This window comes from Curtobacterium sp. P97, assembly GCF_023712445.1.
Classification (GTDB): Bacteria; Actinomycetota; Actinomycetes; order Actinomycetales; family Microbacteriaceae; genus Curtobacterium.
The window spans coordinates 98091-120370 of the sequence record NZ_JAMAYF010000004.1 but is presented as its reverse complement, the minus strand read 5'-3'; the positions used below and the strand labels follow the sequence as shown (position 1 = coordinate 120370).

The window sequence follows — 22280 nt, the reverse complement described above, 5'->3', positions numbered from 1 at the left end:
TCCGTTCCACGCTGTGCCGTTATGGTTTCCGGGTGAGCATCGAACCCGAGCAGACGACGCGCCGTGCCCGCCGCGGCCACGTGCCGCCGCGCCACGGGCGCCAGAAGCGTGGGAGCGGCGTGGTCCTCCCCGCGGTCGCCGGCGTCCTGGCGATGGGCCTCGTGCTGACCGGCGGCTACGCCGCGTTCGCCTTCACGAGCCTCAACAGCGGCGTCACGAAGATCGACGCGATCAGTCCGCGGTCGGACGACGACGACGACGTGGACGGTCAGGCGCAGAACATCCTGCTCGTCGGTGACGACCACCGTCCGGACAACGCGACGCCCGAGCAGATGGCCGAGCTGAGCACCGAGGACGACGGCGGTGCGACGAACACCGACACGATGATCGTGCTGCACATCAACGCCGACGGGTCCCAGGCGACGATGATCTCGTTCCCGCGCGACTCGTACGTCCCGATCCCCGGCGTCGGCAAGGGCAAGCTCAACAGCGCGTTCTACTACGGCACGCTCAACGGCGGCGGCGACACCGGTGGTGCGAAGCTGCTCATCCAGACGATCCAGGACCTCAGCGGCCTGACGATCGACCACTACGTCCGGGTGTCGTTGCTCGGCTTCTACCAGGTGGTCAAGGAGCTCGGGCCGGTCGAGGTGTGCCTGAACAACGCGGTGAACGACCCGTACTCGGGTGTCGACCTGCCGGCCGGCACCTCAGAGCTCGACGCCAAGCAGGCGCTGTCGTTCGTCCGCCAGCGGCACGGGCTGCCGAACGGTGACCTCGACCGGAACGTGCGCCAGCAGTACTTCCTGTCGCAGGAGGCCCGCAAGGTGCTCTCCGCGGGCACCCTGCTCAACCCCATCAAGATGAACAACATCCTCAGCGCCGTCGGGAGCTCCATCCAGACGGACACCGACCTGGTGTCGCTGGCGAGCCAGATGCGGAACCTGCGCCCGGGCAACATCCAGTCCGCCACGATCCCGACGCTCGGCACCCCGACCATCACGGTGGGTGGCCGGCCGCTGTCCATCGTCGAGGTCGACACCGTCGGGTTGCCCGCGTTCGTGCAGGGACTCGTCGGCGAGCCGGAGGAGTACACGAAGGCCACGGCCGCCGAGCCCGCCGCGACGACGGTCACCGTGCTGAACGGCAGCGGGACGACCGGCGCCGCCGCGACGGCGACCGCGAACCTGACGGCCCGCGGCTTCCAGGTCGGGACGCCGGGGTCCTCGGACACGACGCAGAAGACCCAGGTGCAGTACCCCGCCGGGCAGGAGGCGCAGGCCAAGGCCGTCGCCGCGGTGGTGCCCGGTGCGGTCGCCGTGCGGTCGACGACGGTGTCGGGCGTCACGCTCGTCCTCGGGTCCGACGGCATCACCGTCACCGCCCCGGCCGCCCCCGGCGACGCCTCCTCCACCCCGGCGGACGAGGCGCCCGAGGCCGAGGCGTCGAAGCCGGCGGAGTCCGAGCCGACGCCGAGCTCCACCGACGTGAAGACCTACGGCGAGGAAGGCGTCTGCATCAACTGACGCACCCTGCACCACCCTGGGGTCGCCCGTGGGAGCGTGTCGGTAGGGTCGACCGGTGAGCCACGTCGCGCGTCCGATCACCCTGATGACCTACAACGTGAAGAACCCGGATCCGCGGCACGACTGGCCAGCGCGCCTGCCGCTGGTGCTCGAGGTCATCCGACGGCACGACCCCGACGTCCTCTGCGTGCAGGAGGCGTTCGACCACCAGATGGACGCCCTCCGACAGGGGTTGCCCGACCACGACGCCGTCGGGCAGGGCCGCGAGGGGGGCTCCGCGGGGGAGCACGCCGCGGTGTTCTTCCGCCGCGACCGCCTGCGCCCCGTCGACGTCGGGACCTTCTGGTTCTCCGACACCCCGGACGAGCCGGTGTCGAACACCTGGGGGAGCCTGTACCCACGGGTCGCCAACCACGCGCGCTTCCTCGACGCCGAGGGGGCCGCCTTCACGCTCCTCACCGCGCACTTCGACCACGAGGAGAACGACCACGGGGACGAGGTCCGTCGGCGCAGCGCCGCCCTCGTCGTCGAGCGGCTCGCCCCGGTCGACGGCCCCGTCGTCTTCGCCGGTGACTGCAACGAACCATGGGGCGCGGGTCCGGCGTCCCGGGTCTTCACCGATGCCGGGTACCGGGACGCCTGGTCCGACGCCGGTGACCCCGGTGACCGCACCGCGTCCTTCAACGGGTGGCAGGAACCGGTCGACTCCGGCGAGCGGATCGACTGGGTGCTGACCCGCGGCGACGTCACCGCCGAGCGCGTCGTGATGGACCACGACGGCCCGGAGACGTGGGCCGCGAGTGATCACTTCCCGGTGGTGGCGTCCCTGCGCGTGGCCTGAGCCGCGTGACCTGAGCCGCGCGGGCCGTGACCGCGCGGCCGTCGTGCAGTGCGGGACGCGTCAGCAGGACCGGCGCGCGTGCACCGGCATCGGGGAGCCGATGACCGTCACCTCGGTGTCGTTCGTCAGCGCCGAGACGCCGTTCGTGCCCCGCGCGTCCTCGCCCGTGTCGTGGGTCGGACCGTCGGTCGCGTCGTCGTGCTCCGCGCGGGGGTCGTCCCCGGTCGGGTCGTCGCCGGTCGCGTCGTCACCGGTCGAACGCTCGTCGGGAGCCCAACCGGCCTCGAGCAGCAGCTGCCACGCCCGGGAGTCGCCGGACCCGAACGACACCTTGTCGGAGCGTGGAGCCGTCGCGATCTCGTCCGCGACGTCGTCGCCGACCTGGAGCCCGTCAGGACCGGTCAGCTCGACCCGGTCGCCGGTCCGGCCCCGTACCGAGTCCTTGAGGACACGGATCTCGACCGCGTTGCCGACGGCAGACGGTGTGCGGAGCGCCGCGACGCGGACCGCGCCGCCCCAGGTGTAGGTCGTCCCCGCCGGGAAGCACGCGCCGCCGTCGCCGACCGCGGTCTGCGTGCGCGACGGGGTCCCGAGCAGCCGGTTGAGCAGCGAGACGGTCGACCTCGCGTCGCGCATGGGGACGTCCGCGACGGTGTCGTCGGCGTGCCGGAGGACCAGGGACTCGGCGTCGAGCTCGACCGTGTCGACCCGGCGCAGTTCGCGGTCGGTGACCCGGATCAGTGGCTGGACCGGGTCCGCGACGTCGCTGCGGTCCTCCGCTGCCGCGGCCGGTGCCACGCCCCCCGTCGCGAGGGCATCGGACCCGACCGTGCCGGCCGCGAAGGCGAGCACGGCAGCGCCGAGCGCGAGCAGAGTGCGGGAAGTCACCAGTCGACCGTACGGCCCGGAGCCGGACAGGACGACAGGTGTTACCGAATCGCAGCCCGGTCGTCACGTGTTCGTGATCTTGGGGATGTGTCACGGACGCGTCGCGGGGGACACCCGGCTGGACGGACAGCGGTACCCCGGTGCGTACCGTCCAGGCCATGACGGAGCAGCAGAACGACCAGGCGGGTCTCGACCAGTACGCGATGCAGGACCCCACGAAGATGTACGCCGACAAGAAGCCGGACGAGCAGTACCTGCAGGGTGCCGGCACCGACGAGGAGATGGCGCAGAACGTGCCCGCCGACCACGGTGAGGACACCTACCGCGGCTCGGGCCGCCTGCAGGGCCGCAAGGCGCTCGTCACGGGCGGCGACTCGGGCATCGGCGCCGCCGTCGCCATCGCCTACGCCCGCGAGGGTGCCGACGTCGCCATCGTGTACCTGCCCGAGGAGCAGGAGGACGCCGACCGCATCGTCGGCCTCATCGAGGACGCGGGCCGCAAGGCCGTCGCGATCCCCGGTGACATCAAGGACCTGGCGTTCTGCGAGGAGCTCGTCCAGAAGACCGTCGACGGCCTCGGCGGGCTCGACATCCTCGTGAACAACGCCGGCAAGCAGCAGAACGTCGACGACATCACGAAGATCTCGGACGAGGAGTTCGACGAGACCTTCAAGACGAACGCCTACGCGACCTTCCGCATCACGAAGGCGGCCGTGCCGCACATGCAGCCCGGTTCGACGATCATCAACACGACGTCGATCCAGGCGTACGCGCCGTCACCGCACCTCGTGCACTACGCAGCCACGAAGGCGACCGTGAACAACATGGCCAAGGGGCTCGCGGCACAGCTCGCGCCGAAGGGCATCCGGGTCAACGCCGTCGCTCCAGGCCCGATCTGGACCCCGCTGCAGCCGGCCGGTGGCCAGCCGCCCGAGGCGCTTCCGTCCGCCGGTGAGCAGACCTACCTGGGCCGCTGGGGCCAGCCCGCCGAGCTCGCGCCGGCGTTCGTGTTCCTGGCGAGCGGCGAGTCGTCCTACGTGGTCGGCGAGACGCTCCACGTCGACGGCGGCATGCCGACCCCGTGAGACGGGTCGCCTGACGCGCGCACACCGTAGACGGACGGGAGGCGCGGTGCCGGCTGGCACCGCGCCTCCCTCACAGGCTCGGTCGGGGCGCCCCGCAACGCTTCGCGTTGCCGTTCAGCGGGGCGCGCCCGTCCGTCGTCTCAGCAGGCGACGGAGCGCGCCATCCGCTCCAGCAGCTCCCGTGCGGACATCGCCGCGGTCAGTTCGACCTCGACCGGGTTGATCCCGATCGCGCGCTCGAACGCGCGGCGGCGGGCCTGGTCGGCGATCGGGACCTCGGGGCGTTGCGGCAGCCGGGCGATCGCGCGTGCTGCAGCGCCGAAGGCGCCCTCCGGGGAGCCGAGCTGCTCCCACATGGTCCGCACGTCGTGCGCGACCTGCTCGTCGTCGCCGCCGAACTCGTAGCCTGCGGAGGCCATGGTGGCCAGGCCCTGTGCGACGGGGTCTTCGGGGGTCATCCCGGCATGGTCGCACGGCAGCCCGCGTGCGTGCTCCGGGGTCGTCGCCTGTCCCCCGACATGCTGACACCCGTACCGGGGATGCTGTGTCCCCCGCCACTGCGCTTGGATGGAGGTGCGGACAGGACGTCCGCCGCACGACGGAGGGCACGATGCTCGAACACACCAGCGCCGACACGCAGGCGGCAGCCGCCGCGGCCGCCACCCTGCACCTGCGCATCACGATCGTCGGCGCCACGGTCGACGTCCTCCGCGACGTGCCCTTCCACGAGGCCCACGTCGGCATGGTCGCCGAGCGGATGGGCATCACGACGGAGGAGCTCCGCCAGCACTTCCCGTCCTGGGACGGCCTCGTGCTCGCCGCCGTCGACCGCTGGAACGGCGCGCGACTGGAGGCGGTGGCACACGAGGTCGGGGACGGCCCCACGGTCGACCTGCTGCGTGCGATCGTCGCCTCGAACGCCGAGGACCCCGCGCTCATGCGGCTGCTCGTCGCACTGCTCTCCGTCGCCGGCAACCCTGCGCACCCCATGGCCACGTACCTGCGGTCGCGCTACCAGCTCTTCTTCTCGCAGGTCAGGCGCGGACTGGAGCACGACATCGCCGTCGGCCGCGCGCCGCACACGATGGACCCCCGTCGCGGTGCCGAGCAGCTCATCGCGCTGTACGAAGGGCTCCAGCTGCAGGCGATGCTCCGCGCGGAGCTCGACCTGGTGCCGGCGTTCGACCGTGCGGTCGCCCGACTCGAGCGCGGATGGATGGAGCGGTACGAGCCGCAGGCCGCGCAGCGCTTCTCGACGTGGAGCGACAGCGGGAGCTGGGAGATCTGACCCCTGGCCGCGAGGCGCGTCACCCGGGTCGATCCGGAGCCGCACGGGCGTAGTCGTGGAGGCTCCGACGGAAGGAACCGACATGGCAGCACCGAACCCGATCCAGGTCCAGAAGTACCTCAGCGGCATCGACTACCCCGCCTCGAAGGAGGACATCGTCGCGACCGCCGAGAAGGAGGACGCCCCCGGTGACGTCCTGGACGCCCTGAAGGGGATCCCGGACGGCGACTACGACGCCCCCACCGCGGTGACGAAGGCCGTCTCCGACAAGGGCTGAGGCGCTCGCACCACCCGAGACCCGGGCTGGGCGACGTTCCTCGTGCTCCCGGGCACGAGAGCGGTCGCCCAGCCCGGGTCTCGTGTCGGGTGGTCCCTCAGCGCGGGCGGTGGCCCCGCGGCACGGAGCCGTTGCCCGGGTCGTACCCGGTGTCCCGCAGGACGGGGATCGCCGTCGTGTCGTTGTGGACCGAGTGCACCGTCACCCGACGCGCCCGCCGCAGGGCCCGTCGCGCGCCGGGGGTCGCCACGAGACCGCCGAGCACGAGCCCCGCGCCGATGCCGAGTGCCACCGAGACGGCCGCCACGAAGTCGAGCGCGGCGCCGGACGCCCCCGACATGAAGTGCAGCAGGGCATCGGACACCGCGACACCGGGCAGCAGCGCACCGCAGAACGCCGGCACCGCGATCGCCGCCACGGCCGTGCGCATCCGGGCTGCTGCGATGGTCGACAGCACGCCGAGCAGCACCGACGCGATGAACGTCGCTCCCAGCAGCGGCATGCCGAGGTGCCGGAGCTCCCAGAGGAACGCGCCGGCGGTGACCGAGAACACCACCGCGACGGGGATGACCCGGGCACTGGCCTGCTGCACGAAGCAGTTCGCCGCCGCGGACACGACCGTCAGCGACAACGAGGCCCAGAGCGGCAGCGGTTGCAGCACGATGCCGGACGGGTCGACCTCGATGCTGAGCCACTGCAGGACCGCGATGCCGGCCGGGACCCCCACGACGATCGCGGCGATCACGAGCACGATGTAGAACGCCCGGGCGACGGCCATGGCCCGGAAGCCGGAGATCGCGTCCTGGGCCCAGGTGACGAGCGACACGTGGGGCAGCAGCAGGACGACGAGTGCGGCGACCATCGTGGCCGCACCCGTCGCGGTCAGGACCTCGGCCCAGATCGCCAGGGTGCCGATGGCCGAGGCGACGGCTGCCTGCGCACCGGAGACGAAGAACTGCGGGAAGCCCCGGCCGGTCAGCCAGCGGCCGGACAGGATGATCCCGAACATGAGCACGAACGCGCCGACACCGGCGCGCCAGCCACCACCGGCCTGCATCGCGATCGAGGTGCCGAGCACCGAGAGGCCCACGTCGGCGAGCCAGGTCGGCCACCGGGTGGGCAGCCGCAGGACGGCGACCAGGGCGCTCACCGCGCTCGTCATGTCGCGCTCGCCGTGCACCAGGTCGTCGACGATCTGGTTCGCGCGCGCGAGCCGGTCGAGGTCGGAGCCGTCGGACTGCACCGTGCGGACCTTGACGAGCGGCGGGTGGTCGGCCGGGGCGTACTGGAGCGTGACCGAGCTGCCGGAGAAGTCGAGGTCGAGGGGCGCGAGGTTCCACTTCGTGGACACCGCGACGACGGCGGTCTCGACACTGCGGGTGTCCGCACCGGAGGCGAGCATGACCTCGGCCAGGTCGAGGCAGAAGTCGACGATCTGCACCGGCGAGTACTGCTCGCGCGGGCGGGTGTCCGGGGTGACGTCCTCGTAGATCGTGCCGCGCAGGCGGGCACGGGCGTCGCGGATGTCGTGCTGTGCGAGGTTGCGGACGCGCGGCCGGGGTGGGCGCCCGGGCCGCGGGACGCCGGGGAGGAACTGCTCGGCCATCAGACCATGGTGCCAGCCGCTCGCGCCCGAGTCCGGACGTCCGCTGGACGTTGCCGATGACGGGTCAGTGACGGGCCTGCGTGCTGAGTCGTCCGGCTGCGAAGGCGGTGAGGACCGCACCGACCAGCACGACGACCTGCCCGGTCAGCTGCAGTCGGGTGGTCCGGATCGGCAGCATCGTCTCGCCGGCGAGGGGCGCGTAGGCGAACCACCCGAACGACGGGTTCGGTGCTGCGAGGAGGAGGACCACGCCGGCGACGAGCAGGATGATCCCGACCAGCAGCCCCCGGAGCGTCCAGGTGCGGGCGAGGCGAGCGGCGCAGGCGGCCGCGACGATCCCACCGAGCAGGGCGAGGACCGCCCCCACGACGAGCTGCCCGGGTCGGTCCCCGCTGACGAACGCGAAGTCACCGCCCGATGCACCCGCGATCCAGCCGGACGAGTCGAGTCGCCGCACCGCCAGGAACACCACGCCGACGAGGGCGACGAGTGCGCCCACCCACGTGACGACGTGCGTGCGGGTGCGGAAGAGGCGGCGCATGCGCCCCACCGTACCGATGGACGGACGGGAGGCGCGGTGCCAGCTGGCACCGCGCCTCCCGTCCGTCCGTCCGTCGGTGACGACTACTGCTCGAAGGTCGCCTTGAGCTCGATCTCGACGCCCGTGAGCGCCTTGGAGACCGGGCAGGTCGCCTTGGCCTCGTCGGCCGCCTTCAGGAAGGCGGCCTCGTCGATGCCGGAGACCTCACCGTTGACGGTGAGGGTGATGCCGGTGAGCTTGAAGCCGCCGGCGCTGTCCGGGCCGAGCGAGACGTCGGCCTTGACGTCGAGGGCCTCGACGGTGCCGCCGGCCTCGCCGAGGATCGCGGAGAACTGCATCGCGTAGCAGGCCGAGTGGGCCGCGGCGATGAGCTCCTCGGGGCTGGTGGTGCCACCGGCCTCGTCCGCGGCGCGCTTCGGGAAGGAGACGTCGTAGGTGCCGACCTTCGAGCTCGACAGCTCGACCTGGCCGGAACCGTCGTTGAGGCCGCCCTGCCAGGCGGTGCGTGCGGTGCGCGTGGGCATAGCCGCTCCTTTCGTTGGGGGAGGCCCCGTTCAGGGCCGACGCCAGTCAATCGGAGAACGACCGTTCTCGCAACCGGCTCTCGGGGAAGACGCAGGATGTCCGGCGACCGAGATGCGCGACAGGTGTAGTTTTGACGGAGATCGAAGGAGAACCCGTGCACGCCGTCGTGTTCGAACAGTTCCGGACGTTCCCCGTCCTGACCGAGGTCGAGAAGCCCGTCCCGGGACCCGGGGAGGTGCTCCTCGAGGTCGCCGGTGCCGGGGCGTGCCACTCCGACGTCGCCGTCTACCGCGAGTTCCAGGAGGGGCAGCCGGGCGCGCAGGCCCCCGGGTTCGTCCTCGGGCACGAGACCTCCGGTTGGGTCGAGGCCGTCGGTGACGGGGTGAGCGGCTTCACCGAGGGCGACGCCTACCTCGTCTACGGGCCGGTCGGCTGCGGGCACTGCGCGTCCTGTTCGAAGGGCCAGGACACCTACTGCGAGAACGCCGCCACGAACCCGTACGCGGCCATCGGTCTCGGTCGGGACGGCGGCATGGCGGAGTACGTGACCGTCCCGGCGCGCAACCTCGTCTCGCTCGGTGACGCCGACCCGATCGCGGCGGCACCGCTCAGCGACGCCGCACTCACGCCGTACCACGCGATCAAGGCAGCGATGCCGAACCTGGCGGGCGGCGGCAGGTACGCGCTCGTGGTGGGGCTCGGCGGTCTCGGGCAGATCGCCGTGCAGATCCTCACGGCACTCACCGGCGCCACGGTCATCGCGACCGACACGAAGCAGGACGCGATGGACCGTGCCGCGGCCCGCGGTGCGGTCACCGTTCCCGCCGGGCCGGACCAGGCCACCGCGATCCGCGAGCTCACCGGCGGCAAGGGCGTCGATGCGGCGTTCGACTTCGTCGGTGCGACGCCGACGATCGCGACCGCGAAGGCCTCGATGGCGATCGGCGGACGGCTGACCGTCGTCGGGATCGCCGGCGGGACCGTCGAGTGGAACTTCTTCACGACGCCGTACGAGTCGACGATCACGAACACCTACTGGGGCACGATCGAGGACCTGCACGAGGTCGTCGCGATGTACCGAGCGGGGCAGATCGAGCCCGACGTCGAGCGGTTCGCGTTGTCCGACGCGCTCGAGGCCTACCGCAAGCTCGAGGCCGGCGAGCTGTCCGGCCGCGCGGTGGTCGTCCCGACGCTGTAGCGGCGGCCGCGGCGCGGCCGCGGCCGCCGCGGCGGCCGCGGCGGCGGCTGCGGCCGCCGCGGCGGCGGCCGCGGCTGCCCGAGGCTCGGCTGGGCGGACGGTTCCGCGGCCACTGGGCCGCGAACGTGTCCGCATGCGCGAGCCTCGGCCGCGCGGCCCGTGCGGCCCGTGCGGGCCGGGCCGGGCCGGGCCGGCGCGGGCGGTCAGACCGCGGGGCCCGCGGTCCGCAGGGCGTCGGCCTGCTCCGGGGAGGAGCGCGCCGCGTACCCGATGCGGCTCTCGCGGACGTGCCAGGCCATCCGCTCGGCGGCCTGCTCGACGTCCCCCGCGTCGATCGCGGCCAGGATGCGCCGGTGGTCGGGCCACAGCCGCTTGCCGCGCGACGAGGTGTCGAGCGCGTAGAGCCACTCGATCTTCCGCGAGAGCTGCCGGAGCAGGGTCGCGAGCGTCGTGCTGCCCGAGAGCTCGGCGACCAGCAGGTGGAAGCGCTCGTTGAGGTCGACGAGCAGGTCGAGCTCGCCCCGCTCGACGGCCGCGTCACCCTCGTCGAGGACGGCCCCGAGTTCGCGGCGCACGCGCCACCAGTCCTCCGGCGGGGCCTCCGCGTCGAAGAGCGTGCGCGCCCGGGTCGCGGCGCGGCGGGCGGTGGCGGTCTCGAGCGACTCGCGGACCGCGAACAGGTCGTCGGCCTCGTCGAACGGGATGTCGGCGATGCGCGAGCCCACGTTCGGGCGCGACACCACGAAGCCCTCGCCCTCGAGCCCGCGGAGTGCCTCGCGGACCGGCACCCGGGAGACCCCGTGCCGCTCCGCGAGGAACGCCTCGGTCACCCGGGTGCCCGGTTGCAGGGCGCCGGTCACGATGTCGTGGCGGATGGCGTCGATGACGCTCGTCCCGTTCAGCACGGTGCCGATCGTGCCACACCGTGCCGGTCGCTCACCCGGGACGCCGTCACGCAGCCGCCTCGGCGAGGGCTCTCCCCGGGATGGCGTCGAGCAGGTCCTTCGTGTACTGCTCCTGCGGGTCGTCGAACACCGCTGCGACGCTGCCCCGCTCGACGACCTCGCCCCGGCGCATCACCACGACGTCGTCGGCGATCCGCCGGACCACCCCGAGGTCGTGCGTGATGAAGAGGTAGCTCAGCCCGAGCCGGTCCTGGAGCTCCTCGAGCAGCGCCAGGATCTGCTCCTGCACCAGGACGTCGAGCGCCGAGACCGCCTCGTCGAGGATGATCAGCTCGGGTTCGAGCGCCAGCGCCCGGGCGATCGCGACGCGCTGCCGCTGCCCGCCGGACAGCTCGTTCGGCCGGAGCTGCGCGACCTCGCGGGGGAGCGCCACCTGGTCGAGGAGCGTCGCGACCCGCTCGGTGCGCGACGCCCGGTCACCGATGCCGAAGACGCGCAGGGGCTCGTCGATGATCCGCTCGATCGTCGAGGTCGGGTCGAGCGACCCGTACGGGTCCTGGAACACCGGTTGCACCCGGCGTCGGATCTCCCGCCGCTCGGCGCCACGGGCGGTCCCGATGGACTTCCCGTCGACCAGGGCGGTGCCCGACGTCGGCGTCTCGAGTCCGAGCACGATCCGCGCGACCGTCGTCTTGCCCGAGCCGGACTCACCGACGACCGCGGTGGTCGTGCCGCGACGCACCGCGAACGACACCCCGTCGGCAGCCTTCAGCGTTCCGGCACCACGACCGCGGAGCCGGTACTCCTTCACCAGGTCGGACACGACGAGGATCGGCTCGCCCGCGGCCACGGGCTCCGGCGCGACCCCGGACAGCGCGGGCGCCGCCGCGATGAGCCGCTTCGTGTACTCGTGCTGCGGGTCGCGGAGGATCGCCTCGGGCGCACCCTGCTCGACGATCTCGCCGTCGAGCATCACGACGACGCGGTCGGTCCGGTCCGCCGCGACCCCGAGGTCGTGCGTCACGAACAGCAGCGTCGTGCCGTGCTGGTCGACGAGGGTCTGCAGGTGGTCGAGGATCTGCCGCTGCACGGTCACGTCGAGCGCGCTGGTCGGCTCGTCGGCGATGAGCAGCTCGGGCTGGCGGGCGAGTGCGACGGCGATGAGGATGCGCTGCCGCATCCCGCCGGAGAACTCGTGCGGGAACTGGTCCGCCCGTCGGGAGGCCTCGGGGATCCCGGCCTCGGTCATCAGCGCCACCACCCGCTGCCGGATCGCCGCGCGTCCCCGCAGCCCACCGGCCCGCAGTGCGTCGGCGATCTGCGCGCCGACCCGCATCGACGGGTTGAGGTTCGTCGACGGGTCCTGCGGCACGAGCCCGATCCGTGCGCCACGCACGCGTCGCATGAGCGCCTCGTCGGCGTGGGCGATGTCGTCGTCGCCGAGGCGGATCCCACCACCGGTGATGCGCCCGGCCCCCGGCAGGAGCCGGAGCAGGGCCGCGATGAGCGTCGACTTGCCCGAGCCGGACTGGCCGACGATCGCGACGCGCTCGCCGCGGCGGACGTCGAGGTCGACGCCGTGCAGGACCTCGCGGTCACCGAAGGCGACCCGCAGGTCGCGGACGGACAGCAGGGTGTCGGTCTGGTCGGTCTGGAGGCGCGGTGCGGCCCCGGTGGTCGTGTCGCCGTCGTGCATGGTCCGGTCCTCAGCGTCCTGCGGCATAGCCCTGTGCTCCTCGCGGGTTGGCGGCGGCGCCCATGACGCCGGTGTCGGGGTCGCGCGTCACGCACGACAGACGGCCGAGCGACCAGTCGCCGGCGCGGGTGACGACGTGTCCGAGCTCCTCGAGCCCGGCGATGACGTCGTCACCGAGGCGGTCCTCGACGACGAGGCCGCCCGGGGTCCAGGTGCGGGGCCAGAACGACCCCGGGAACGACGTCGTGTGCAGTGCGGGTGCGTCGATCGCCTGCTGCGGGGACCACCCGCCGACGATCGTGCGGAGCAGGAAGAGCAGCTGCCACTGGTCCTGCTGGTCGCCGCCCGGGCTGCCCATCGCGACCACCGGCTCGCCGTCCCGGAGCACGAGCGTCGGGGTGAGCGTCGTGCGGGGTCGGGCGCCCGGGGTGAGCGTGGACGCGGTGCCCTCCTCGAGCCAGGTCATCTGCATGCGGGTGCCGAGGCAGAACCCGAGTTCCGGGATCGTCGGCGACGACTGCAGCCACCCGCCGGAGGGCGTCGCGCTGACGATGTTGCCCCAGCGGTCGACGACGTCGATGTGGCACGTGTCGCCGCGGGTCTCGCCCGTCTCCATCACGATCGGCTCACCGCGGTCCTCGTGCACGGGGGCGTCCTCTGCCGGTGCGGCCACCGCGTCACCGCGGGCGCCGGGGACGGTGGGCTCGCCGACACCGGCGATCGACTCGCCGCGCGGGGTGTACGTCTCACGCAGCGGGGGCATCGCACCCGCGGGCACCGAGACCGACCCCGGTCGCAGCTCGTGCGACGCACGGTCACCGATCAGGGCGCGACGCGCGTCGGAGTACGCGTCGGAGAGCAGCTCGGCCATCGGGACGTCGCCGTCGCCGTAGTACGCCTCGCGGTCGGCGAGGGCGAGCTTCTGCGCCTCGGCGATCGTGTGCGCGCCGAGGACGGTCGACGGGTCGAGCCGCTCGTCGTCCAGTGGGTCGAGCAGGCGGAGGGTCTGCAGGAGCGCCGGACCCTGGCCCCACGGCCCGGTCTTCGCGATCGTGTGGCCCCGGAACTCCGCGGTCGTCGCGGGCTCGGTCGACGCGCGGAACGCCGCGAGGTCGCTCGCGCGGACCACCCCGGCGTGGTCGGTGCCGGACGCGTGGCGGTGCGGGGCGCGGACGAAGGCGTCGACTGCCTGCGCGACGAAGCCCTCGGCCCACTCGGTGCGGGCGGCCTCGATGCGCGCGACGCGCGCGCCCTCGCCCTCCACGGTGCCGGACCCTGCCTGCACGAGCCGTTCCAGGACCGAGGCCCAGGTCTCGTTGCGCACCATCGACCCGGCGGCCGGCACCGAGCCTCCCGGCAGCCACCGCTCGGCGGAGGACGGCCAGTGGTCGCGGAACAGGTCCTGCACGGTCGCGATGGTTGCGACCACGCGGGGCGCGACCGGGTGGCCGTCACGGGCGTACCCGATCGCGGGGGCGAGGACGTCGGCGAGCTCCCACGTGCCGTGCTCGGCGAGGAGCAGCAGCCACGCGTCGACGGCACCGGGGACGGCGGCCGCCAGCGCGCCCGCCCCCGGGACCAGGTCCAGGCCCTCGGACCGGAAGTGCTCCGGCGTCGCGCCGGCCGGGGCCGGTCCCTGGCCCACGAGGACGGTCGGTGCCCTGTCGGACGCCGTCGCGAAGATCGCGGTCACGTCGCCACCGGGTCCGTTCAGGTGCGGTTCGACGACGTGCAGGACGAAGGCGCCGGCGACGGCGGCGTCGAAGGCGTTGCCGCCGCGCTCGAGGACCGACTGCGCCGTCGCGGTCGCGATCCAGTGCGTCGACGCGGCCATCCCGAAGGTGCCCTGCAGGTCCGGACGGGTGGTCTCCGTCGGCGGGGTGGTGAAGGCGGGGTTGGTGCTCATGGTGCTGGTGCTACTTCCGGTCCGAGGCGGTGGGGTCGAGGGCGTCGCGCAGGGCGTCCCCGAACAGGTTGAAGCCGAGGCAGATGACGGCGATCGCGACCCCCGGCACGACGGCGGCCCACGGCGCCTGGCCGAGGTACTGCTGCGCGTCCGAGAGCATGATGCCGAGGCTCGGCGTGGGCGGCTGGATGCCGAGCCCGAGGAAGGACAGCAGCGCCTCGCCGATCACTGCGACCGGCATGATCACGGTGGCCTGCACGATGATCGCCGAGACGCAGTTCGGCAGGACGTGCTGCGCGATGATGCGCGCGCCGCCGGCGTCCAGCGTCCTCGCGCTCGTGACGAAGTCGGCGCTCGTGATCCGCAGGGTCTCACCGCGCACGATCCGGATCATCGCCGGCACGTGCGAGATGCCGATCGCGATCACGGCGTTCGACAGGCTCGGCCCGCTGATCGCCGCGAGCCCGACCGCGATGATGAGGAACGGGAACGCGAGCGCGACGTCGGTCAGGCGGGAGATGATCGCGTCGAGCCAGCGCCAGTACCCGGCGAGCAGGCCGAGTGGGGTGCCGACCACGACGGCGAGCAGCACCGACAGCACGCCGACGACGAGCGAGACCTGGATCCCGTACAGCGTGCGGGACAGGATGTCTCGGCCGAGGTCGTCGGTGCCGAACCCGAAGCCGACGGTGAAGGGCACCTGGAACGGCAGGTCGAAGTGCGTCGCGGTCGGGTCGTGCGGTGCGACGAGCGGTGCGGTGATCCCGGCGAGCACGACGACGGCGAGCATGATGCCGCCCGTCATGCCGAGCCGGTTCGTCCGGACCTGCTTCCAGATGCGACCGCGGCTCGAGCCCAGGTCGAAGGGAGCGGTGATGGTGGTCATGCGGTGCCTCCGACGCGGATCTTCGGGTTGATGACGGAGTACAGGACGTCCACGGCGAAGTTGATGAGGACGTAGCCCAGGGTGATCACGAGCACGACGGCCTGGATGACCGGGTAGTCGCGGGTGAACACGGCGTCGAGCGTGAGCTTGCCGAACCCGGGCAGGGCGAAGATGCGCTCCGTGACGACCGCGCCCGAGATGAGGCCACCGAGCTGCAGGCCGACGATCGTGACGACGACGATCATCGAGTTGCGCAGGCCGTAGCGGAAGAGCACCCGCGGGCGGCTGAGCCCCTTGGCGCGGGCGGTCCGGACGAAGTCGGTCTTCATCGTCTCGATCATCGACGCGCGGGTCTGGCGCATGATGACGGCCGCGAGCGACGTGCCGAGGATGAGCGCCGGGAGCGTCAGGTGGTGCAGCGCGCCGAGCGGGTCCCGCGTCACCGGGACGTAGCCCGAGGCGGGGAACCAGCCGAGGCCCGCCGCGAGCCAGACGATCGCGAGGATGCCGAGCCAGAAGTTCGGCACGCTCAGGCCGACGAGCGCGGCGGCGTTCGCCATCCACTCGGGCCACCGGCCGCGGTAGCGCTCGGCGAGGGTGCCGAGGGCGACCCCCACGACGACCGCGACCACGATCGCGTAGAGCGCGAGCCACAGCGTGACGGGGAGCGTCGAGCCGAGCAGGTCCGTGACCGGGGTGCCGGTGCGGGTGGACTGTCCGAGGTCGCCCTGCAGTGCGTTGACGACGAAGCGCCAGTACTGCACGAGCAGGGAGTCGTCGAGGCCGAGGTCGGCGCGGACGGCGGCGAGCCGCTCGGGGCTCGCCTCCTCGCCGGCCAGGGCCAGGGCCGGGTCGCCCGGCAGCTGCCGGACCCCGAAGAAGACCACGATCGAGGCGAGGACGAGCGTGAGCGCCGCCTGCCAGAGCCGTGTCAGGACGTACCGGGTCACTTGTCGCTGCCTTCCACGAACGCCGCCTGGCTGAGCCGGACCACGCCGTCGGCGTAGGTGGACACCCCGGCGACGTCGGAGCTGACGCCGGTGATGCTGCGGGTCCGGTAGAGGTAGATGATCGGGTCGTCCTGCTGCACCTTCGTGACCAGCTGGCCGTACAGGTCGGCGCGTTCCTGCTGGTCGGTGGCCTGCGCCGCCCGGGCGATGAGGTCGTCGACCTCGGGGTCGCTGTAGCCCGGGTAGTTGTTGCCGCCGCCGGTGCCGAGGAACGAGCCGATGTTGCCGTGCGGGTCGACACGGCCCGACCAGCCCAGCTGCAGCGCCTGGAAGTCGCCGCGGGTCTGGTCGTCGAGCAGCGTCGTGTACTCGACCGGGGTGATCGTGATCGCGAAGCCGCCGGCGCGGGCCTGGGCCTGGAGCGCCTGGGCGAACCGGACGGTGTCGGGGGTGTTCGTCACCTCCATCTCGATCGGGAACGGTTGCTCGACCCCCGCTTCCTCGAGGAGCTCCTTCGCGCGGTCGGGGTCGTACTCGGGGCACGCCTTGCTCGCGTCGGTCGCGAAGGCGCTCGTGTCCGGGATCGGGGAGCACGCGACGTCCGCCCACCCGCGGAACACGCTCTGCACGAGCTCGCCGCGGTTGATCGACATGGACAGGGCCTGCCGGACCTTCCGCTCGGTGGCGAGCGGGGTGTCGAGCGGCTCCGGGTCGGTGCCGACGCCGTCCTGGTTGGCGAGGTTGATCGTGATGCCCTGGTAGCCGAGGGAGCCGGTGCGGAGGACCTCCAGGTCCTTCCGCTCCATCAGGTCGTCGACGTCCTGCGTGGAGATCGTGTCGGCGACCTGGACGTCCCCGGACTTCAGGTTCTGTGCGCGGATGCTGGCGTCGGTGATGATCCGGTAGGTGATCCGGTCGAAGTGGGCGCTCGCCGGGTCGTGGTACATCGGGTCGCGCTCGACGGTGATCGAGGTCTGCGGCACGCGCTCGACGAACTTGTAGGGGCCGATGCAGACCGGGGCGTCCCCGAACCCGTCGCCCTCCTGCTCCAGTGCCGTCGGCGACATGACCATGCCCGCACGGTCGGCGAGCGCCGCGGTGATCGGGGCGAACGGGGTCGAGTAGCGGATGCGGACGGTGTGGTCGTCCACCGCGTCGATGCTCGAGACCGGACCCATCTCGCTCTTCCGGCTCGAGTCGTCCTTCGTCAGGTTCCGCTCGAGCGTCGTCACGACGGCGTCCGCGTCGAACGGGGTGCCGTCGGCGAAGCGGTAGCCGGTGTGCACCGGGAACGTGACGGTCTTCCCGCCGTCCGACACCGTCGGCAGCTCGGTCGCGAGCATCGGGATGATCGCACCCTCGGCGTCGATGTCGAAGAGCTTCTGGCACATCGTCTCCATGACGTACCGGGTGTACAGCGACGACGAGGTGGTCGGGTCGAGCCGGTCCGGTTCGGCGGAGAGCGCCATGACGAGGTCACCGCCTTCGCGGACCTGCTGGTCGCCGATCGCGACGGTCGTGACGGTACCGGCGGTGGCGCCACCGGCCTTCGAGCGTTGGACCGGCACGCACGCGGTGAGCGCGAGCGAGGCGGCCAGGGCGACTGCGGGCACGGCGAGGAGTGTCCGGCGGCGTCGAGCGGGAGTCTGGGACATCGTGTTCCTGGAGCTGCTGGCGTGCGTGGTGACCCTTGTGGGGTCACGCTCAGGAGTGCGGTGATTGCATACAATCACGACTGACAGCGCTCGTTTGTACACAGTGTGTTTCCGGTGTGTAACAGTTCCGCCGACCGCCGGCGCTCGTCTGCACGATTCCCGCCCGGTGTCATGCCCCCGGTCCGGGGGCTGTCCCGACCGAGGGCCTCCTGCGAACATCGACCCTCGGTGGGTTTCAGGGGCCCGCCGTTCCGAGACACGCACCGCGCCGGCGTCCGACGCCCGCGGCACCACGAGCAGGGGTTCCACCACATGATCAGGGCACGGGCGAAGTTCGCTGCGGCCGTCACCGCCGTCGTCATCGCGGCCGCGGGACTCGTCGCCACCGCGTCGCCGGCGCAGGCCGCGACCACCTACAAGGGGACGGTCAAGGCCGGCACCACGCTGCAGCCGGGCGACACCGTCACGTCCACGAACGGGCAGTTCCGGCTCGTCATGCAGGGCGACGGCAACCTCGTCGAGTACGGCATCGGGAACGTCGTGCTCTGGGCGTCGAACACGGCGAACCAGCCCGGAGCCGCCGCCGTCGTGCAGAAGGACGGGTACCTCGCACTCGTCCGGAGCGGTCGGCTCGTCGCCCGGTGGGGCACCGCCGGGACGGCGAAGGACTTCGGTGTCCGGCTGGACGGCGAGCTGCGGATGCGGACGCCGACGAACGGTCCGCTCTGGCGCACCAAGGTCGCACAGTCGCGGGTCGTCTCGGGCAACGTCCTCCTGCCGGGGACGGTCCTGCGCGCGGGCGCGGGCTCGACCACGACCTTCACCATGCAGGCGGACGGCAACCTCGTCCAGTACGTCAGCAGCAAGCCCGTCTGGTCGTCGCAGACCTTCGGCAACCCCGGGGCGACCGCAGCGGTGCAGACGGACGGCAACCTCGTGGTCTACAGCCCCGACGGCGGCCGCGCACTGTGGTCGTCCGGGACGTTCGGCCGCGGCGCCGGTCAGCTGCTCGTGCAGGTGGACCAGAACGTCGTGCTCTACGGCAGCTCCGGCACCCGCACCTGGTCGTCACGACCGGTGACCGGGCTGCTCTGGCCCGTGACCGGCACGACCATCTCCGGACGGTACGGCGACGACCGCGGGGCCGGGCACGTCCCGCGCTACCACCAGGGCACCGACGCACCGGTGAAGGTGGGGACCCCCGTGTACTCGTCCGGCCCGGGAACGGTGACGACGGTCGTGCGGGACAACGCCAGCTACGGCAACTACGTCGTGGTCACCTACGGGCTGACCACCGTCCTGACGGCGCACCTCAGCGAGATCTCGGTCACCAAGGGGCAGGTGGTCGGGAACGGCAAGCAGATCGGGAAGTCCGGCAACACCGGCCAGTCGACCGGCCCGCACGTGCACGTCGAGACCCGCGTGAACGGCACGCTGAAGGACCCGCTGTCGTTGCTGTCGTTCCGCTGATCCCCGCTCTGCGCGGACCTAGGCTGGGCGGATGCAGCGCCACGACGCCGAGTCGGTCCTCGCCGCCCTCGCCAGGACCCCGGGCGACGTCGCGGGTGCCCGGCGCGTCGCCCGACGGTTCGCCGACGTCGACGCCGGGGAGCGCTCGGCGCTGCTGTGGAGCGAGGACGCGGGAGCGCGGCTGGTCGCCGTGCTGCTGCTGGTGCAGGCGATGCGCGCGCGCCCCGACCCCGAGCTGACCGACGAGTACCTCGCCGCGGCGAAGGCCGAGCGGTTCGAGGACACGGTCCTGGTGGACGTCGCGGCCGAGGAGCTCGTCGGTGTCCCGCTCGTCGGCACCTCGACCGGCCCGCTGTTCGCGCTCGCGAAGTCCGACGTGGCGACGGTCCGCCGGATCGCCGTCGTCGCGACGCTCGCCTTCGTCAAGCAGGGGGACGCCGAGGTGCCGCTCGCGATCGCCGGTCGGCTGGTCCGGGAGCGCAGCGACACCGTGCAGTCCGCGCTCGGGTGGGTCCTCCGCGAGACGGGGAAGCGCGCCTCGGAGTCGGCGCTCGTGGCCTTCCTCGAGCGGAACGGCCGCTTCCTGTCGACGGCGGCCCGGGCGACCGCGACCGAGCACCTGCCGCCGGCCGAACGGGACCGCCTGCGCGGCTGACGACGCACCCTCGCGAGACGCAACGACGGCGACTGCTCGCAGCGCTGTACCGTTGCGAGCAGCCGCCGACGTTGCGTCTTGCGGAACCGGCGGAACCCGGCCGGACGGCCGGGTCGCCGGGCGTCAGTGCGAGAAGACGTCGTCCAGCGTCCAGGTCGCCAGACCGCGCTCCTCGAGCAGGGCGTGCAGCCTCGGGAGCGCCCCGATCGTGCCGGGGAAGTTCGCGTGTCCGATGACGATGTGTGCCGGCTGGAACCACTGCTCCGCGAAGCCGACGATCTGCTCCGCCGTGATGTCGCCCGAGTCCGCGAGCGTCCCGTACCAGAGCAGCGGGGTCGAGTAGCCGACGGCCGCCGCGGCACGGTCCACCCGGGCGTCGTGGTAGCCGAAGGGCGGTCGGAAGTACGGGCGGGCGTCGACCCCGAACGTCCGCTCGAGGAACGCGTGGTTCCGCATCAGTTCGTCCTGGATCGCCTGGTCGCCGAGCTTCGTCAGCGCGGGGTGGCTCCACGTGTGGTTGCCGAGCTGCACCTGCCCGGAGTCGACGAGCGGCCGCAGCAGGTCGGCGTGCTCGGTCCACGACGGTCGGTCCCCGTTCACGAAGAACGTCAGGCGCGTCCCGGTCTCGGCGGCGAAGCGGGCGTAGGCCTCGACGACCTCGGGTGATGCCCCGTCGTCCACGGTCCACGCGATCCCCGGCGTGCCCTCCGGCAGGCCCGTGACCGTGCCGCCGGGCAGGGGGACCCGCGTCAGTGCCGGCCTCGTCGGGGTCGGGGTCGGGATCGGGGTCGGCGTGGGTGTCGGCGTTGCCGTCGAGCGCGTGGGGGCGGAGAGCGTCGGCGCCGCGGGCCGGTCACCACCGGAACAGGCAGCGAGGACCGCGGCCGCCAGGGTGCCGGTCGCCCCGGCGAGGATCGTCCGGCGGGTGGTGCTGTGGTCCATCGGCTCCAGCCTGCCGACCGGGCGGGCGCCGGCGCATCCGCACGCCGGAGGAGTCGCGGTGGCCGACCGGCCACCGGTGCGGACGACAGGCCCGCCCACCGCCGCCCGCAGCGCGCGTGGAGGACGGGGCTGGGAGGGCACCACGGGGCGGGCGCGTACCGAGGAGGTCACGTGAGCCGTGCCTCCCGGCCGGCCCGAAGCAACGACGAGAGGAACGCGACGTGCGCGCACTCACCTGGCAGGGCACCGAGAAGGTGTCCGTCGAGACCGTCCCCGACCCGACGATCCAGGAGCCGACCGACGCGATCGTGCGGATCACCTCGACGGCGATCTGCGGCTCCGACCTGCACCTGTACCGGGTCCTCGGCCCGTACATCGACAAGGGCGACGTCCTCGGCCACGAGCCCATGGGCATCGTCGAGGAGGTCGGCTCCGCCGTCACGAACCTCAAGGTCGGCGACCGCGTCGTCGTGCCGTTCAACATCTCCTGCGGCCACTGCTGGATGTGCCAGCACGGCTTCCAGTCGCAGTGCGAGACCACCCAGGTCAAGGAGTACGGCACCGGCGCCTCGCTCTTCGGGTACACGAAGATGTACGGCCAGGTCCCCGGCGGCCAGGCCGAGTACCTCCGCGTGCCGCACGCCGACTACGGGCCCATCAAGGTGCCGGACACCGGCGCCGACGACCAGTGGCTCTTCATGAGCGACATCATCCCGACCGCGTGGCAGGCCGTGCAGTACGCCGAGGTCCCCGAGGGCGGCACGCTCGCGGTGCTCGGTCTCGGTCCGGTCGGCCAGTTCGCCGCACGCATCGGCAAGCACCTCGGGTACCGGGTCCTCGCCGTCGACCCCGAGCAGGTCCGCCGCGACCTCGGTGCGAAGCACGGCATCGAGGTGTTCGACCTCGACGACGACATGGTGTCGAAGCTGATCGACCTCACCGACGGGCGCGGCCCGGACGGTGTCGTCGACGCGGTCGGCATGGAGGCGCACGGCAACCCCGTCGCCGGGTTCGCGCAGCGCGCGGCCGGGTTGCTGCCCGACAAGCTCGCGCAGAAGGCGATCGAGACCGCCGGCGTCGACCGGCTCGCAGCCGTGCAGGCGGCGATCGACCTCGTGCGCCGCGGCGGCACGGTGTCGCTGTCCGGTGTCTACGGCGGCATGGCCGACCCGATGCCGATGATGACCCTCTTCGACAAGCAGATCACGATCCGCGAGGGGCAGTGCAACGTCCGCCGCTGGGTCGACGACCTCATGCCGCTCGTGTCCGACCCCTCGGACCCGCTCGGCACGCTCGACCTCACCACGCACCGGGTCTCGCTCGAGGACGCCCCTCAGATGTACTCGGTCTTCCAGAAGAAGGAGGACGGCTGCATCAAGGTCGTGCTCGACCCGTCGATGGCCGCGGCCTGATGACCGCCCGTCCGCTGCGGGTGCGCTG

The 22280-nt window shown here is 72.5% G+C and carries 21 protein-coding genes; 9 read left to right on the top strand and 12 right to left on the bottom strand.

What is annotated here, in order from left to right; translation table 11 throughout:
• Positions 1–32 precede the first annotated feature (32 nt).
• The gene (locus M3677_RS05540; protein ID WP_066651609.1) at positions 33–1526 is read left to right on the top strand and encodes an LCP family protein; all 1494 of its coding nucleotides are present in this window, start codon (positions 33–35) and stop codon (positions 1524–1526) included.
• Between the two features lie 55 nt (positions 1527–1581).
• A complete protein-coding gene (locus M3677_RS05535) occupies positions 1582–2367 on the top strand; it encodes an endonuclease/exonuclease/phosphatase family protein (protein WP_251159988.1) in 786 nt (261 codons plus the stop codon).
• 60 nt (positions 2368–2427) lie between these two features.
• Here the strand turns inward: M3677_RS05535 and M3677_RS05530 are convergent, their stop codons facing one another.
• A complete protein-coding gene (locus M3677_RS05530; protein ID WP_251159987.1) occupies positions 2428–3255 on the bottom strand; it encodes a hypothetical protein in 828 nt (275 codons plus the stop codon).
• A gap of 158 nt (positions 3256–3413) precedes the next feature.
• Here M3677_RS05530 and M3677_RS05525 point away from each other — a divergent pair, with 158 nt between their 5' ends.
• Entirely contained in the window at positions 3414–4340 is a 927-nt protein-coding gene (locus M3677_RS05525; protein ID WP_251159986.1) for an SDR family oxidoreductase, read from the top strand.
• 140 nt (positions 4341–4480) lie between these two features.
• Here the strand turns inward: M3677_RS05525 and M3677_RS05520 are convergent, their stop codons facing one another.
• A complete protein-coding gene (locus M3677_RS05520; protein WP_251159985.1) occupies positions 4481–4798 on the bottom strand; it encodes a hypothetical protein in 318 nt (105 codons plus the stop codon).
• A 152-nt stretch (positions 4799–4950) separates the two neighbouring features.
• On the opposite strand from M3677_RS05520, the gene M3677_RS05515 reads away from it, so the two are divergent.
• Together M3677_RS05515 and M3677_RS05510 are read left to right on the top strand one after the other, a co-directional pair.
• Complete coding sequence (locus tag M3677_RS05515) at positions 4951–5628, top strand: TetR/AcrR family transcriptional regulator (RefSeq protein ID WP_066651619.1); 678 nt, start codon at positions 4951–4953, stop codon at positions 5626–5628.
• Positions 5629–5710: 82 nt separating this feature from the next.
• Positions 5711–5905 (top strand): DUF2795 domain-containing protein, encoded by a 195-nt coding sequence (locus M3677_RS05510; protein WP_066651621.1) that lies wholly within the window; start codon positions 5711–5713, stop codon positions 5903–5905.
• A gap of 97 nt (positions 5906–6002) precedes the next feature.
• Here M3677_RS05510 and M3677_RS05505 read toward each other — a convergent pair whose 3' ends face one another.
• From M3677_RS05505 to M3677_RS05495, 3 genes are all read right to left on the bottom strand, one after another.
• Complete coding sequence (locus M3677_RS05505) at positions 6003–7511, bottom strand: threonine/serine exporter ThrE family protein (protein ID WP_209684345.1); 1509 nt, start codon at positions 7509–7511, stop codon at positions 6003–6005.
• 64 nt (positions 7512–7575) lie between these two features.
• Positions 7576–8052 (bottom strand): hypothetical protein, encoded by a 477-nt coding sequence (locus tag M3677_RS05500; protein WP_209684343.1) that lies wholly within the window; start codon positions 8050–8052, stop codon positions 7576–7578.
• 83 nt (positions 8053–8135) lie between these two features.
• Positions 8136–8576 carry an OsmC family peroxiredoxin gene (locus M3677_RS05495; RefSeq protein WP_209684341.1) on the bottom strand — a complete coding sequence of 147 codons (441 nt, stop codon included), beginning with the start codon at positions 8574–8576 and terminating at the stop codon, positions 8136–8138.
• Positions 8577–8731: 155 nt separating this feature from the next.
• Between M3677_RS05495 and M3677_RS05490 the strand changes: the two genes are divergently transcribed.
• Entirely contained in the window at positions 8732–9775 is a 1044-nt protein-coding gene (locus M3677_RS05490; protein WP_251159984.1) for an NAD(P)-dependent alcohol dehydrogenase, read from the top strand.
• A 203-nt stretch (positions 9776–9978) separates the two neighbouring features.
• On the opposite strand, the gene M3677_RS05485 is transcribed toward M3677_RS05490, so the two are convergent.
• Genes M3677_RS05485 through M3677_RS05460 form a run of 6 tightly spaced genes read right to left on the bottom strand, consistent with a single transcriptional unit; the run spans position 9979 to position 17731 of the window.
• On the bottom strand, positions 9979–10680 hold the full coding sequence (locus tag M3677_RS05485; protein WP_251154236.1) for a GntR family transcriptional regulator: 702 nt from the start codon (positions 10678–10680) through the stop codon (positions 9979–9981).
• A gap of 46 nt (positions 10681–10726) precedes the next feature.
• The gene (locus tag M3677_RS05480) at positions 10727–12376 is read right to left on the bottom strand and encodes an ABC transporter ATP-binding protein (protein ID WP_251159983.1); all 1650 of its coding nucleotides are present in this window, start codon (positions 12374–12376) and stop codon (positions 10727–10729) included.
• Positions 12377–12386: 10 nt separating this feature from the next.
• Positions 12387–14282: a gamma-glutamyltransferase family protein gene (locus M3677_RS05475; protein ID WP_251159982.1), complete on the bottom strand. Its 1896-nt coding sequence runs from the start codon at positions 14280–14282 to the stop codon at positions 12387–12389.
• A 10-nt stretch (positions 14283–14292) separates the two neighbouring features.
• Positions 14293–15168, bottom strand: a complete 876-nt coding sequence (locus M3677_RS05470; RefSeq protein ID WP_066651633.1) for an ABC transporter permease — start codon at positions 15166–15168, stop codon at positions 14293–14295.
• Positions 15165–16118, bottom strand: a complete 954-nt coding sequence (locus tag M3677_RS05465; RefSeq protein ID WP_066651635.1) for an ABC transporter permease — start codon at positions 16116–16118, stop codon at positions 15165–15167. Before M3677_RS05465 ends, M3677_RS05470 begins: the two co-directional genes overlap by 4 nt.
• Positions 16115–17731: an ABC transporter substrate-binding protein gene (locus tag M3677_RS05460; RefSeq protein WP_251159981.1), complete on the bottom strand. Its 1617-nt coding sequence runs from the start codon at positions 17729–17731 to the stop codon at positions 16115–16117. The genes M3677_RS05465 and M3677_RS05460 overlap by 4 nt, the downstream gene beginning before the upstream one ends.
• Before the next feature lie 354 nt (positions 17732–18085).
• Here M3677_RS05460 and M3677_RS05455 point away from each other — a divergent pair, with 354 nt between their 5' ends.
• The gene (locus tag M3677_RS05455; protein ID WP_209684333.1) at positions 18086–19243 is read left to right on the top strand and encodes a peptidoglycan DD-metalloendopeptidase family protein; all 1158 of its coding nucleotides are present in this window, start codon (positions 18086–18088) and stop codon (positions 19241–19243) included.
• Positions 19244–19274: 31 nt separating this feature from the next.
• Complete coding sequence (locus tag M3677_RS05450; RefSeq protein WP_251159980.1) at positions 19275–19898, top strand: DNA alkylation repair protein; 624 nt, start codon at positions 19275–19277, stop codon at positions 19896–19898.
• Positions 19899–20021: 123 nt separating this feature from the next.
• Here the strand turns inward: M3677_RS05450 and M3677_RS05445 are convergent, their stop codons facing one another.
• Complete coding sequence (locus M3677_RS05445) at positions 20022–20840, bottom strand: polysaccharide deacetylase family protein (RefSeq protein WP_251159979.1); 819 nt, start codon at positions 20838–20840, stop codon at positions 20022–20024.
• A 221-nt stretch (positions 20841–21061) separates the two neighbouring features.
• Here M3677_RS05445 and M3677_RS05440 point away from each other — a divergent pair, with 221 nt between their 5' ends.
• Positions 21062–22252 carry a zinc-dependent alcohol dehydrogenase gene (locus M3677_RS05440; RefSeq protein ID WP_251159978.1) on the top strand — a complete coding sequence of 397 codons (1191 nt, stop codon included), beginning with the start codon at positions 21062–21064 and terminating at the stop codon, positions 22250–22252.
• Positions 22253–22280: the final 28 nt, after the last annotated feature.